This window comes from Spirosoma radiotolerans, assembly GCF_000974425.1.
Lineage (GTDB): Bacteria > Bacteroidota > Bacteroidia > Cytophagales > Spirosomataceae > Spirosoma > Spirosoma radiotolerans.
Genome location: NZ_CP010429.1, coordinates 6,865,673 through 6,880,464, shown reverse-complemented (window position 1 = coordinate 6,880,464; position 14,792 = coordinate 6,865,673). Strand labels below are relative to the sequence as shown.

Here is a 14,792-nt window from a genome sequence, read left to right as displayed (position 1 = left end):
AGTGTCGTTAAACTACACAGGTTTTTCGAAAGCTATCCCCTACCCGTCATCTTTGTCAGTTTCAACAACTTCTCAGCAACCTCTTCTGTTAATTGGCCGGGTTGCAAACGCCACTGCCAGCTCCGACCACCCAGGCCGGGTGTATTCATGCGATTCGTTTCGTCGAGATTAAGAATGTCCTGAATCGGTATAATCGCCAGCCGCGCTACTGACTGCATGGTCAGGCGGCAAATTTGGTCCACCACATTCTCTTCAGTTACCTCAATGCCGAGGTACTCGTTCATACGCGCGCGATGTTCTTCGTCAGACTCCCGAAACCAGCCCAGCGTCGTGTTGTTGTCGTGCGTGCCCGAATAGACCACGAAATTTTCGGCGTGGTTATGTACGGCATAGGTAGAGGTGGGCATGTCCTCACCGAATCCGAACTGGATAACCCGCATCCCCGGAATGCCGTAATGACGCAGATAGGCCTGAATGTCGGCCGCTTTGGCGCCCAAGTCTTCGGCAATAATGGGCAGCTGCACAAACTGCCGGTGCATGGCATGCATGAATGCCTCGATCGGTGCTTTCACCCATTCGCCAACTTGAGCCGTTGGTTCGCTGGCGGGAATCTCCCAGTAGACGGCAAATCCCAGGAAATGGTCTAACCGGGTCAGGCTATACAACGACATCTGGTGTCGCAGTCGACGCATCCACCAGGCGAATCCTGTGCGCTCGTGTTCAGCCCAATCATAAATAGGATTTCCCCAACGCTGCCCATCTTCGCTAAAATAGTCGGGGGGAGCACCCGCTACAAAGAGTGGCTGAAAATTAGTATCCAGTTTAAAGAGCGTTGGATTTGCCCACACATCGGCGCTGTTCAACTGGACATAAATAGGAATATCACCCATAAGGTGAATTTTCCGGGTATAGCAATAAGCCATCAATTCACTCCACTGCCGCATAAAAAAGTACTGAAGGACTTTTATGATTTCAATTCGATCATCCAGCAATTCTCTTTGCCTCGCCAGTTCAACGGGCTCGCGTCGAACAATTTTCGTAGGCCAGCGAATCCAGAAGGGCTCGCCCGTTGCTTCCTGCAAAGCGGAGAAAAGTGCATAATCGTCGAGCCAGTCAGCTTGCCAGCCACAGAACCGGTCATAGTCACTCCGTTGGGCTGGAGTTGCCTCACGCAGAAACGTCTGGGCGGCCTGCTCCAGCAAAGGTCGTTTTTTGATCCAGGCCGCGTGAAGTGTAGATGGAGCCTCTACGAGCGGTGCCGACAGGACAGTCGCCGTTGTATTATCCGATTCAGATGGAACTTCCGATATGGTGACGTCACGAACGGGTTGTTCATTGAAGACGGCTAACTCGTTTGGGTCCAGCAATTTTTCATCGGCCAGCTTTTCCAGACTGATCATTAAGGTGTTACCGGCAAAAGCCGATGGACTGCTATAGGGAGAGAAACCAGCGCCCGGATCAACGGGAGTTAAGGGTAAAATCTGCCAGTAGGTTTGACCGGCTTCTGCCAGGAAATCAGCAAAACGATACGCTTCAGGACCTAAATCACCGACGCCGTGAGCCGAAGGCAGTGATGTAATATGAAGCAATAAACCACTTGAACGTTGTTGCAGCATGAAAAGAGACGTTGTAAGTCGATAGCTTGATGAGCCGAATTTGTGAGCTTTAACCCGTATATAAATCGAAGAGAACAACAAGCTAAAGCCCATGAGCCAGCCCATCCATTAACGGCAGACTTGTTTTTGTACAAATCCGCTTAAAGCTACTTTTGTTTACTTTTTATCGTAAAAACCTTATTGCCAAACCTATTCCGGTAAGAATCAGCGAGAAAATGACTGGGTTGATCCTTGACCTTACGCGGTTTTTCTCCTACTTTTGCAGTCCCAAACAATGGGCAACATATAATTAAAAGAATATCCTATACAAATGAGTACGGCAACGGCAGTCAATACGGGTAAGATTACGCAAATAATCGGGCCGGTCGTGGACGTGAGTTTCGAGGGCGAAGGCTCACGAATTCCGGCCATCCTGGACGCCCTCAAAGTAACTAAAGCCAATGGACAACAGGTCATTCTGGAAGTTCAGCAACACCTAGGCGAAGACCGTGTTCGGACAATCGCGATGGACTCAACAGATGGCCTATACCGTGGTATAGATGTTATTGACTTGGGCCATCAGATTACGATGCCGACAGGTGAAGGAATCCGGGGCCGGCTTTTCAACGTCGTTGGCGAAGCCATTGACGGTATTCCGCAGCCTACCACTACGGGTGTTGGTTTACCTATTCACCGTACTGCACCAAAATTTGAAGACCTTGCTACCTCAACCGAAGTTCTGTTCACAGGTATCAAAGTCATTGACCTGCTGGAGCCTTATGCGAAAGGGGGTAAAATCGGTCTTTTCGGTGGTGCTGGTGTTGGTAAAACTGTATTGATTCAGGAATTGATCAACAATATTGCCAAAGCCTATGCAGGTCTATCTGTATTTGCGGGGGTTGGTGAGCGTACCCGTGAGGGAAATGACCTTCTTCGTGAAATGATCGAGGCAGGTATTATCCGGTACGGCGATGCGTTTAAACATTCAATGGAAGAAGGCGGCTGGGATTTGTCCAAAGTTGATTTGGCCGAAATGACCAACAGCCAGGCGACATTCGTGTTCGGTCAGATGAACGAGCCACCGGGCGCCCGTGCCCGGGTAGCGTTGTCAGGACTTACCATTGCAGAACACTTCCGCGATGGCGATGGTGAAGGCGAAGGTCGTGACATTCTGTTCTTCGTCGATAACATTTTCCGTTTCACGCAGGCGGGTTCTGAAGTATCGGCTCTATTGGGTCGTATGCCATCGGCCGTAGGGTATCAGCCCACCCTGGCTACTGAAATGGGGGTCATGCAGGAGCGTATCACGTCGACCAAACGGGGTTCGATCACATCGGTTCAGGCCGTTTATGTACCTGCCGATGACTTGACTGACCCAGCTCCGGCTACGACTTTTGCTCACTTGGATGCTACGACCGTATTGAGCCGCAAAATCTCTGAGCTAGGTATCTATCCAGCCGTTGACCCACTTGATTCTACGTCCCGGATTCTGTCGGCCGAAATTCTTGGCGACGAACATTACAACACGGCTCAGCGCGTAAAAGAAATTCTGCAACGCTACAAAGAATTGCAGGACATCATCGCAATCCTGGGTCTGGAAGAATTATCGGAAGAAGATAAACTGATTGTAAGCCGCGCTCGTCGGGTACAACGCTTCCTATCGCAACCGTTCTTTGTGGCGGAGCAGTTCACCGGCCTGAAAGGAGTTCTGGTTCCTATCGAAGATACCATCAAAGGCTTCAACCAAATCATTGACGGCAAGTACGATCACTTACCTGAAGCTGCCTTTAACCTGGTTGGTACGATTGAAGATGCCGTTGCTAAAGGCGAACGGTTACTGAAAGAGTCTGGTCAATAAACAATTCGGTAATTTAATGTTTTATTAACCGTTAAGCGGAAACTAATACTCCACTCCTGAGTCTAATGGTCTGAAAATAAAAACTTTCTTAATTTTTATGAAAACGATCAGATTAAAGAGTGGAGTCATTGTGTTATTGGCAAGCTTGTTCGTTGCTACGACAGTATCTGCCCAGCTGGCAACACCAGTAGCACAAATGGCGCTGGGGCTTGGCACGGTTAAATGGACGACAGTTCTACAAGATTCCTCATCGACGGTACACTTAGATAACGCCGTAGCAGCCTTGAATAAGGGCGATAAAGCTACGACAACTCAGGAGCTTCAGGCAGGAATTAGCGGCCTGGAAGCTGAAGCGCAGGCCAAGCCTACTTCGTTTAAAGATAAATTACTCGCTCAGGCGAACAAGCTAAAAGCCTTACTTCCGCTGATACCAACCGGTGCATTGGGCAACGGTGTATTAGGAAAAGCGGTTAGTTTAGCTAAACTTGCCTCAGGTGGTAACAAGCTCGAAGGTATTTTAGCGGCTGGTTCGTTGTTAGGAAAAGGCAGTCAGCTAACGAGCAGTTTATCTGGCATTGGCAGTGCGTTATCAGGCCTGGGTGGTGGTTCATCCGCAGGTCAATCGCTGGTATCAACCGCGTTGGCAACCGTCGGTAAACTTAATCAGGGTGGCTTGGCAGCCAAGGCGGCCGAACCAGTAGCCAAAAGCCAAATCAACAGCATACTTAATTTTGTAAAAGGAGCTTTATAAAAAGATGTATGCTATATGATGTATGCTGTATGACGAGCGTGTTCGACCGACATCATATAACATACATCATATAGCATACATCATACATCTTTCCCGTATGACAGTAGACATTATTACGCCCGACCGTAAGGTTTTTTCTGGAGAGGCCAATGCCGTTACATTTCCGGGTACTCAGGGCCAGTTTCAGGTTCTGAATAACCACGCGCCCTTGGTTAGTACCCTCGATAAGGGACAAATTGTCGTACAAACGGCTTCGGGTCAGCAAACCTTCACAGTGGACGGTGGCGTTGTCGAAGTACTTCAGAATAAAGTACTTGTGCTTGCCGAAGCGATCGTACTCTAACCAATATCTCTTTTTGCCTTAAAAGCGATTCACTTTACCCAAGTGGACCGCTTTTTTTATTGACAGTCCATCTCCTGTTATCTTTGCTATTTAGTCTTGACGAAAACATGACCACCAAACCGTTTATTGTCGGCATCACCGGCGGCAGTGCTTCAGGAAAAACCTCCTTTTTAAGAGGTGTCCTTAATGCCTTTAGCAGTGATCAGATCTGCTTGATTTCGCAGGACAATTATTACCTCAGCCGTGACGTAATTCCGGTAGACGACCAGGGAATTCATAATTTCGATTTACCTGAAACGATTGATCATCACCTCTACGCAAAACATATCGGTCAGCTCCGTAAAGGCGAAACCGTAATGCAGAAGGAATACACCTTTAACAACCCGAATATCGTTCCGAGGATGCTGACGTTTCAGCCCGCGCCCATCATTATTGTTGAAGGCATCTTCGTTTTTCACTTCCGGGAACTGGCTGACCAGATGGATTTGAAAATATTTATCGACGCTAAAAACAGCATTAAGCTCGAACGGCGCGTGAAACGGGATGCCGAAGAACGTGGCTATGACCTTGACGATGTGATGTACCGCTGGAAATATCATGTTAAGCCCACTTACCGGCAATTTATCAAACCCTACCGCGCCGAAGCCGACATTGTAATCCCTAATAATAATCACTACCAGAAAGGGCTGAATGTTGTTATTGAGTTTTTGAAAACGAAAGTATAACGCGATGGCTCGGCATTCCGACATCCTGTCTGCACAGTAACACCTAGCCGATAGAGCTAACAACCTTTACGTTACTTCACGGACAGGATGTTGAAATGCCGAGCCACCGCGTTACATTACACCTCAATCACAACCCCATCACTTTCCGGGTAGCCGGTGCAGGTAAGCACCCAGCCTTCGCGGAGGTCGCGCTCGGTCAATACGTCGTTGATGGTCATGTGGACGCTCCCTGACTGGCAACGGGCTATGCAGGTCGAACAGCGGCCACCCCGGCAACTGTAGGGCAACGCAATGCCTTCATCCAGCGCTGCCTGTAAAATAGATTTATAGGCTGGCACCTGAATGTCGACCTCACGGGTTTCGGCTTCACGTTGCCGAATGCGAAGTAACACCGTCCGGTCCTGGGCAATGAGGGGGGGTGGCGTTAAAACCACTGGTTCAATGACAAAATTTTCCCGCCGGATCTGATCAGGGCGAAACCCACTGAAAACAATCGTGAATTGAATCATCCGCATGTAGTCGGCCGGCCCGCACGTGCAGAAACCAAGCGTTTGCCGATCCGATGCACCGACCAAATTGGGTAATAATCGCTCGAGCATGACATTGTTTAATCGTCCGCGAAGGCCCGTCCAGTCGTCGGAAGGATTGCTCAACAGATGCAACAAGCGAAAGCGGTCTGGGTACTGGCGCTGAAGATCAGCAAGCTCTTCCCGAAAAATAATGGTTCGTTCGCTAGAATTGCTATACAGCAGCGTTACTCGTCGGTGCGGTTCTGTCCATAAGACCTGCTTGATCATAGCAAATAAAGGGGTTATACCGCTTCCAGCCCCTATCATGACCAGATCGCCCGACAGATTCTCATCAAGAACAAACCGTCCTGCCGGATGCAGACTTGTCAACACATCCCCGACCTGCAACGTATCGAGCAAATAGCGAGAGACCTCTCCGTTCTGAATTCGCTTAATTGTCAGGCGTAGCCCCTCGTTTGCCGCTGAGCTGAGTGAGTACGACCGCCGAACTTCATGCCCGTTATGCTGAAGAAGGAGTGTCAGAAACTGGCCGGCCCGATGCCGAGCTGGCCGGCCGTCGACAGGCTCAAGAAAGTAGCTTTTGGCATCTGACGTCTCTGAATGAATACGAACAATGCGAAGTTGAAGAAGGTCGTCGGTCATGAACAGGGCTGCTTTATGCCAAAACTAACCAAATGTTATCCTTTGTTTGAAAGCCCGACTGATTTCGTGAAATTCGCCCCGTCGCCGGTAACATTTTCATATATTAAACAGGTTGTGGGTTATTCGCGTAGCGACGTAATGTTTGTAGCCAGCGCGTTGATCACACCAGATTAAGCATTGACAGAATCAGTAGGTGTTGTCGCTGATAGCGTGACCTTTTATCATGATTCGTTGTTTAGTATAAAAATCGCCTTTAACACCACTAATGGAAGCACTACTGGAAGAAGTTCAACGCGTCGGCTACGTCAACAAACCCGTTGCCGAAGACATAGATTTAGTAGCCGAAATTAATCGGCTTAAGAAAGAAAAGAATGCGGTTATTCTGGCTCACTATTACGTCGATGGGGCTATTCAGGATATTGCCGATTATATTGGTGATAGCCTTGGTTTATCGCAGCAGGCAGCCGCTACACCCGCCGACATGATTGTGTTTTGTGGTGTACACTTCATGGGCGAAACGGCTAAAGTACTATCGCCGGAGAAAAAAGTCGTTATTCCTGATCTTAACGCGGGTTGCTCACTCGCCGACTCGGCCCCGGCCGATAAGTTTGCCGAATTTAAGGCGCAGTACCCCGACCATATTGTGCTGTCATACATCAATTGTTCGGCCGAAATAAAGGCGCTGTCTGATATTATCGTCACCTCGTCCAACGCGCTGAAAATTGTTGAGAGCCTGCCTAAAGATCAGAAAATTATTTTCGCGCCCGATGCCAACCTTGGTCGTTTCGTATCGAAGAAAACGGGTCGTGACATGGTCCTTTGGGATGGTGCCTGCATTGTTCACATCGACATTTCGCTGGAGAAGCTGCACAAGCTCCGAACTGACTACCCGGAAGCGAAGTTCATTGCTCACCCCGAGTGTCAGGAGCATATTCTGAGTGAAGCTGACTTTGTGGGCTCGACAACGGCGTTACTTAAATACGTGGTCGACAGTCCGGAGCAAACGTTTATTGTGGGTACTGAAGCGGGCATTCTGCACAAAATGAAGGAAGCCGTACCGCACAAAAAGATCATTCCGGCCCCAGCCAGCCAAAACAACACCTGCGCCTGCTCGGAGTGTCCGTACATGAAGATGAACACGATGGAAAAGGTCTATAACGCCATGCTCTACGAACAGCCGGAAATCATTGTACCGGAAGACGTGCGTCTGAAAGCGTACGAATCGGTGGCACGTATGCTGGAGTTGAGCAAATAAGGACACTAAATCCAAGCCAATTGCTAATAAACGTATGAACTGGCAAGCTTACCTTATATCAGACCCAACCATCATGTAAGCCTGTTATCAAGGGTACCCGCGTCCCGGTTGACTTAGTTTTGGAAAAGTTGGGGAATGGCGAAACGATAGCTCAGTTGTTAATCTAATATCCTCGTGTGACGGAAGAAGCAATGTATGCCTGCTTACTGTTTGCTTCAGAAACAGTGAAAACCGAAATCGTATTTTAATAGCTTTATTCAATGCAGAATGTAATCATACACCCTCTTGATCAGGAAGAGTTACAGCTTGTAACGCAATTGATGAAGCGCATGAAGATGAAGAAAGATTATTGAAGAAACTGTGTTTCTTTTATTTACGATAAAGTGAAGCTGACACAATCACAGACAAAAAGTTAAAACGTCGGCTTAAGAATGCTGACTTACTTTGAATTAATCAATGCCCCATCAATTCGATTTTCTAGTTATTGGCTCCGGTATTGCGGGCCTGAGTTATGCCACTAAACTGGCCATGCACTTTGAGAAGTTGCAACAGGATATCCGCATCGGCGTCATAACGAAAGTGCAGGCCGACGAAACCAACACCAAATACGCCCAGGGTGGCATTGCGGCTGTATGGTCGGAGGACGATTCGTTCGAAAAGCATATCGAAGACACAATGGTGGCGGGCGATTTCCTGAGTGACCGGCACATTGTTGAGATTGTGGTCAATGAGGGCCCCGGCCGTATTCAGGAGCTGATTAGCTACGGCACGCGCTTCGATAAAGAACATGATGGCGATGAATATGACCTGGCCAAAGAAGGTGGCCACTCCGACTTTCGAATTCTTCATTTCAAAGACATCACCGGGGCTGAAATTGAGCGCGCTTTGCTCGAAAAAGCGAACTCCCTGAAATCAATCGAAATTTTCACTCATTTCTACGCCGTCGAACTGATTACCCGCCATCAGCTTGGCGAGACGGTTCATCGGTACGACACCGATAACAAGTGTTTTGGCGCTTATGTGCTGAATACACAAACCGGCAAAGTTGAGCTGTTTCTGGCTAAAACAACCCTCCTGGCAACGGGTGGCATTGGCAATATCTACCAGAATACAACCAATCCCAGCATTGCTACCGGCGATGGTATCGCTATGGCTTACCGCGCCAAGGGCATTGGGAAGGACATGGAGTTTATCCAGTTTCACCCCACGGCGCTGTATGAACCAGGCAAGAAGCCTAATTTCCTTATTTCTGAAGCCGTACGTGGCTTTGGAGGTATTCTTCGTACGCGTAAGGGAGAAACCTTCATGGAAAATTATGACCCGCGCCTTTCTCTGGCTCCACGCGACATCGTGGCTCGCGCCATCGACTCAGAAATGAAAAAGGCCGGTGATCCGCACGTTTATCTGGACGTAACCCACTGCGACTATGAGAAGTTTATCGAGCATTTCCCAAACATCACGGCTTACTGCCGCGACCATTTGGGGCTCGACTTACGGAAAGATTACATCCCGGTTGTACCGGCTCAACACTACCTCTGCGGAGGCATTCGGGTGAACGAATGGGGCCAAACAAATATTCAGTTTTTGTATGCGGTGGGCGAATGCTCCTGCACGGGTTTGCACGGCGCTAACCGACTGGCCTCAAACTCGTTGCTCGAAGCGGTTGTCTTTGGCCATCGGGCCTACGAAAAAACCGTCGAGCTCCTCGATCAGGCCATTTTACCGGATAATATTCCTGACTGGAACGACGCCGGTACGACTCACCCCGAAGAACTGGTGTTAGTCACCGAAATGAAAAAAGAGCTGGAGTCGATTATGTCCAACTATGTAGGCATCGTGCGAACCAATCGGCGTTTGAAACGGGCCATGGATCGGCTTGAGCTTATTTATCTGGAGCACGAAGAATTGTACCGGCAATCAAAAGTATCGGTGCCCATTTGTGAGCTTCGGAACATGATCGAAGTGGCGTATTTAGTCATTAAAATGGCGATGGCGCGTCGCGAAAATAGCGGCCTTCACTTTAATCTGGATAATGTAAAGTAAAGGTATCGGACAGCCTCCGGCTGTCCGATACCTTTACTTTACTCGTCGCGGTAATTTTCGCGGAGCGGCACCTGTGAGCAAACGCTCGGAAAACCACATGAAAATTGCCCCCGGAAAACACAAGGGATGAAATGGGCAAAGTTTAAGCTGATGTCAGTACCTTTGGCCGACCTCTACTTAGCGTTATTTTCTATAATGGTTCCTTATCAGGTGGTTTTGCTGACCTGCGGGAGCGTTAATTTCCTACAGTTCTACACATCCGGAATTCATGAATCAGCAAGACATCATTGACTTCATCAATCAAAGCGACAGTCCGAAAATCAAATATGCATTTACTGATATCGACGGCGTGTTGCGGGGCAAAATCATTCATCGTCAGAAATTTCTGGACGGCTTGACCGATGGTTTTGGCTTTTGTGATGTAGTTTGGGGATGGGACTCGGCTGATACACCCTATGACAATGGAAAAACCACGGGCTGGCACTCGGGTTACCCCGATGCGCCGGTTCGTCTTGATCTGGCCACTTTCCGCCAGATTCCCTGGGAAGACAATATTCCGTTCTTTGTCGCTGATTTCAGCCCTGGGCCAACCGGCCAGCCCAATCAATATGCCTTAGCTGCCTGTCCGCGAAGTCTGCTCCGGCGCATAGCCAGTCAGTGTCAGGCTATGGGCTTTCATGCCGAATACGCTCAAGAATTTGAGTGGTTTAATTTCCGCGAAACACCCAGGAGCTTGCAGGACAAAAACTTTCAGCAACTGGAGCCCCTCACGCCCGGCATGTTCGGGTACTCCATTCTACGGCCCTCGCTCGAAAGTACGTTCTACCACGATTTGTTCGATTTACTAGCGCAGTTCGACGTGTCGCTGGAAGGCTTGCATACGGAAACCGGGCCGGGGGTTTACGAAGCCGCCATCATGCACGACGAAGTTGTTCGGGCCGCCGACAAAGCCGCTCTCTTTAAAACAGCAGTTAAAGAAATTGCCTATCGGCATGGCATCGTGGCCACGTTTATGGCAAAATGGAACGCTGATTTACCGGGCTGTAGCGGCCATATTCACCAAAGTCTCTGGAATCCCGAGCAGACGAAAAACCTGTTTTATGACCCGGCCGCTCCCAACCACATGAGCGAGATCATGCGCCAGTTCATAGCTGGTCAATTGTACTGCCTGCCTCATATTACACCCATGTTTGCCCCGACGATCAACAGTTACAAACGGCTGGTGGAGGGCGCCTGGGCACCCACTACCGTTACCTGGTCAATTGACAATCGAACAACGGCGCTTCGCATTCTTAACCATAAAGAAGCGTATACTCGTGTTGAGCACCGGGTATCAGGAGCCGACACAAATCCTTATCTGGCCATTGCCGCGTCTCTGGCTTCAGGATTGTACGGCATCCGTCATAAGCTATCTCTCGACATTCCGGCTTCGGTTGGCAATGGGTACGCCGACACCAGCAACGGCACCTTGCCTAGAAATCTGGCTGAAGCTACTCAGGTCATGGCCAATTCGTCGGTAGCGGTTGAACTGTTTGGTTCAGCGTTTGTTGACCATTTTACTCGTACGCGCGACTGGGAATGGCGGCAATACATTCGCCAGGTGAGCGACTGGGAATTGAAACGATATTTTGAAATTATATGACAGGTTTTTGGTTTACAGTATTCAGTATTTCGTTGGCTGACTCGCTAGTATCCCATGCGTTAACCAACCGCATACCTTAAACTGAATACCAAAAATCCACGGCCAAATATGCGTCTCGTTGATTATTCATCTATTATAAAAAAAGCCTGGGCAGAATTTGATGGATCGGTTCAGGTACAGACCATCGAAGATATAAGTGCCAAGGTTTCGACTAATCACGTTTTCAGAGTTACGTTTGAGGATGGTGATCACATCATTGCCAAGCTTTCTTACTTCGGCACCTACGAACAGTTTCTGGAAGATCACCGGATTATTCATGCGTTAGCGAACAACCTGCTTTATCCATTCGAGAACGTATTGGCGAAGTCGCTGGTTCGTGACGGGCAGGTCTATACATACCGGCACAAAGACGGCTTTCTAGACGCCTGGGTTGTATTTTATAATCCTATTCGGATTCAGTTGAAATTGCCCCGTCGGTTAGAAGAGCACCACATCCGAATGCTTGGCCGGGAGGTGGCCCGCTTTCATAAAGCTTGCTCGCGGGTTAGTCCGGTGCTGCCCAAATCCAGTAAAACGTTACGTTCAGACATCTGGGACTTGCTCGATCTACTGGAAACCGAAACCGGTCAGTTTGAACACCGGATGCATACCGACGAACTGAAACGGCAGTGTGAGTTATTTCTGGAAAATCGGCAGAAACTGGTTGCCAAATCAGTTGAAACTATGCCCGTCTTTGTCGACTGGAACATTGGTAATTTTTCGGTTACTGATAATCTGGAACTATACTCCCGCTGGGATTATGACTGGTTCAGGATCAGCTACCGGGTCATGGATTTTTACTTTTTCAGCCGGGTTGTTTCCAACGCGGGCGACCGAACCGTGTTCAGTTACGTCATTGGGCCGCTCATGGAAGACCGGTTTCTACTGTTCTTACAAGAATATCACCGCGTGTTTCCACTAACGGAAAGCGAAATTCGTTTTCTGCCGGAAGCTTATCGTTTTTTTATACTCAACTACGTCATCAAATACGGTCGTTATTTTTTTCACCGGACCTACGCCATCAAACTTCAGCGAGAGGCCTACGACATTTACTTTCCATCGATTGAGACGTTCGATGCGGAGAAGATTCTGAAGGCGTTGGGTATTTAGCTACCGTATGGTCAACAGCAATGCCCGCCTAGGCCTCACTTCACGAAGCCTGGGTGGGCTACATTGACACTTTATTGCCCCGGCCCCAAGAGCTAGTGACCAAGTTGCGTCCATTCGTCTAAGAACGAAAGAAACCAACCGAATCATGAACAAATCACCACTAGCCGTTACACTGAGCACGCTCGCGCTAACATGCTCAGTACTAGCCTTCGTTTCGTGCTCGAAAAGCAACGATACCGTTTCGCCCACGACAACAACGGGCAGCACCAGCACAACGACAACAACCGGTAGTACGAGCACAACGACTACAACATCCATTGGTACGGGTGTAGCGGACGTTTATAAGAAGATTTATGGAGCGTCTCAAATTTATGTAGAAGGCGATTACATTGTCATCAAGTCAACGGGTTTACCAGATCATAAAACACCTTACTATAAAGGTACTCAGTGGGCATCTAGTCTTTATGTAGCAGATACCCGTTCTGGTTTTCAACAGAACTCGAATACGATTTCTTCATTCAGTTACACCTTTAAGATTCCTAAAAATCCGGTAGTAGCCTCTACGCACAAAGCGCTCGGGGCAGCTACCATTGGCGTTGCTATTAATGGCGTCCCACTTTTTAACCAATACCAGATGGAAGGCAACCTACTAACTCCCGGAAAAGATGAATATGTTTCCTTCGATTTGTATGGCGGCCATCCTACTCCGTTCAGTGAATATCATTACCATATTGAACCAAACTACTTAACAGCTACCAAAGGCAGCAGTGCGTTGATTGGGTTTCTACTGGACGGTTTTCCCGTATACGGTCCGGTCGAGAATGGAAAAACGCTAACCAGTAGCGATCTGGATGTTTACCACGGGCATACTACCGCCACCGCCGATTACCCGAATGGCACTTATCATTATCATACTACCGCCGATGCTCCGTATATCAATGGGAATGGCTATTATGGCACGGCTGGTTCCTGGTCGAAGTAACAAAATTTGGTGGCTGGCTGGCGCCCTGGTTGCCTGCCAGCCATCGCCCGAAACGCCCGTTTATTTCGATGCGAATAAGGACCCAATCCGGGTCAGCGAAGGGATTACATCCAGAAAGGGCAAACCCGTTTCGGGGATTGTCTTTGCAACCGATGCTCAGGGCGATACGCTCTTCACCGTGCCTTTTCGGGATGGCAGGGAAAACGGACTGGCTCGTTTTTTTTATCCGGGCAGACGTCGTCAGGCCGAACGACTCTATGTTAATGGCTGGAAAGAAGGAACACACCGAGGCTGGTATTCAAATGGGAGGCCCCAATTTGAATACCATTTTCATAACGATTTATTCGAAGGTAGTTATAAGGAATGGTTTCCGAATGGGAAGCTGTTCAGAAACATGCACTACGAAAAAGGCGAAGAATCGGGCATTCAGCAAAGCTGGTACACAACGGGAAAAGTGAAAACGAACTACATCATCAAAGACAACCGTCGTTATGGGTTGTTGGGCACCAAACACTGCAAAAATGTGGCGGACAGTATTTTCAGGAAGTAGCGTAGTAGCGATTATCCTTTTGCTCATTGCCTGCGGGAAGGAAACAAGCCCGAAACTACCGTATTATAATACGCCCGACTTCAGCCCGATTTTTGTTGAATCGGCAAGCGAACTGGCCGAAAAGATTCCGCACACGATCAGCAATTTTTCGTTCAGAGATCAGAATGGCGTTACCATTAGCGAGAAGGATATTGAAGGCAAAATCCATGTGGCTGATTTTTTCTTCACCTCCTGCGGGAGTATATGCCCCCGTATGACCAAGCACATGAAACTAGTCGAAAAGGCTTTTCCGGCTAACAAGAATGTGGTGTTGCTCTCTTACAGTGTAACCCCCTGGATTGACAGCGTTAGCCGCCTTAAGGCCTACAGTCGGGCCAACAACATCCAATCTGAAAACTGGCATCTATTAACAGGTTCTAAAGCCGCTATTTATCAACTAGCGCGCCAGTCGTACTTTGCCGAAGAGGAATTAGGGTTTACTAAAGACAGCACCGAATTTTTGCACACGGAGCATTTCTTACTGGTCGATAAACAGAAACGCATCCGAGGTATTTATAACGGCACACTCGAACTTGAGATGCAGCAGCTTATTGCCGACATACAGAGCTTATTAAAGGAAAACTGATTGAAGAATCGGCCTATATTGTATTTTTACCAATATTCTTCTGGAATTCCAGCGTCAAAGCAATCGACGTGAACACGCAAGATTGCTTATGGCTATTCATCT

Annotated in this window: 14 protein-coding genes; 12 read left to right on the top strand and 2 right to left on the bottom strand. The window is 48.5% G+C overall.

Translation table 11 applies throughout. From position 1 onward, the window contains the following. Nucleotides 1-32: 32 nt before the first annotated feature. Nucleotides 33-1,616, bottom strand: coding sequence for a 4-alpha-glucanotransferase (malQ, locus tag SD10_RS28005; RefSeq protein WP_082111762.1), 1,584 nt, complete (start codon nt 1,614-1,616; stop codon nt 33-35). Nucleotides 1,617-1,926: 310 nt separating this feature from the next. Between malQ and atpD the strand changes: the two genes are divergently transcribed. The 4 genes from atpD (at nt 1,927) to udk (ending at nt 5,272) form a co-directional block, all read left to right on the top strand. Then, a complete protein-coding gene (atpD, locus tag SD10_RS28000; protein ID WP_046578704.1) occupies nt 1,927-3,453 on the top strand; it encodes a F0F1 ATP synthase subunit beta in 1,527 nt (508 codons plus the stop codon). 97 nt (nt 3,454-3,550) lie between these two features. Next, complete coding sequence (locus SD10_RS27995; protein ID WP_046578702.1) at nt 3,551-4,204, top strand: hypothetical protein; 654 nt, start codon at nt 3,551-3,553, stop codon at nt 4,202-4,204. Between the two features lie 97 nt (nt 4,205-4,301). Beyond that, a complete protein-coding gene (atpC, locus tag SD10_RS27990) occupies nt 4,302-4,547 on the top strand; it encodes an ATP synthase F1 subunit epsilon (RefSeq protein ID WP_046578701.1) in 246 nt (81 codons plus the stop codon). A 107-nt stretch (nt 4,548-4,654) separates the two neighbouring features. Further along, a complete protein-coding gene (udk, locus tag SD10_RS27985) occupies nt 4,655-5,272 on the top strand; it encodes a uridine kinase (RefSeq protein WP_046578698.1) in 618 nt (205 codons plus the stop codon). 116 nt (nt 5,273-5,388) lie between these two features. On the opposite strand, the gene SD10_RS27980 is transcribed toward udk, so the two are convergent. After that, complete coding sequence (locus SD10_RS27980) at nt 5,389-6,444, bottom strand: 2Fe-2S iron-sulfur cluster-binding protein (protein ID WP_046578697.1); 1,056 nt, start codon at nt 6,442-6,444, stop codon at nt 5,389-5,391. A gap of 265 nt (nt 6,445-6,709) precedes the next feature. Here SD10_RS27980 and nadA point away from each other — a divergent pair, with 265 nt between their 5' ends. From nadA to SD10_RS27945, 8 genes are all read left to right on the top strand, one after another. Continuing rightward, nucleotides 6,710-7,699, top strand: a complete 990-nt coding sequence (gene nadA / locus SD10_RS27975) for a quinolinate synthase NadA (protein ID WP_046578696.1) — start codon at nt 6,710-6,712, stop codon at nt 7,697-7,699. Nucleotides 7,700-7,785: 86 nt separating this feature from the next. Next, on the top strand, nt 7,786-7,866 hold the full coding sequence (locus tag SD10_RS30200; RefSeq protein ID WP_227699261.1) for a DUF433 domain-containing protein: 81 nt from the start codon (nt 7,786-7,788) through the stop codon (nt 7,864-7,866). Nucleotides 7,867-8,155: 289 nt separating this feature from the next. Further along, nucleotides 8,156-9,742, top strand: a complete 1,587-nt coding sequence (gene nadB, locus SD10_RS27970) for an L-aspartate oxidase (protein ID WP_046578694.1) — start codon at nt 8,156-8,158, stop codon at nt 9,740-9,742. A gap of 268 nt (nt 9,743-10,010) precedes the next feature. Further along, nucleotides 10,011-11,384 carry a glutamine synthetase family protein gene (locus SD10_RS27965; protein ID WP_046578693.1) on the top strand — a complete coding sequence of 458 codons (1,374 nt, stop codon included), beginning with the start codon at nt 10,011-10,013 and terminating at the stop codon, nt 11,382-11,384. A gap of 108 nt (nt 11,385-11,492) precedes the next feature. Further along, entirely contained in the window at nt 11,493-12,533 is a 1,041-nt protein-coding gene (locus SD10_RS27960) for an aminoglycoside phosphotransferase/kinase family protein (protein ID WP_046578690.1), read from the top strand. A 145-nt stretch (nt 12,534-12,678) separates the two neighbouring features. Then, nucleotides 12,679-13,515: a YHYH protein gene (locus SD10_RS27955; RefSeq protein WP_046578688.1), complete on the top strand. Its 837-nt coding sequence runs from the start codon at nt 12,679-12,681 to the stop codon at nt 13,513-13,515. After that, nucleotides 13,478-14,065, top strand: coding sequence for a toxin-antitoxin system YwqK family antitoxin (locus tag SD10_RS27950; RefSeq protein ID WP_227699089.1), 588 nt, complete (start codon nt 13,478-13,480; stop codon nt 14,063-14,065). Before SD10_RS27955 ends, SD10_RS27950 begins: the two co-directional genes overlap by 38 nt. After that, nucleotides 14,037-14,690 (top strand): SCO family protein, encoded by a 654-nt coding sequence (locus SD10_RS27945; RefSeq protein ID WP_046578685.1) that lies wholly within the window; start codon nt 14,037-14,039, stop codon nt 14,688-14,690. Before SD10_RS27950 ends, SD10_RS27945 begins: the two co-directional genes overlap by 29 nt. Nucleotides 14,691-14,792 lie beyond the last annotated feature (102 nt).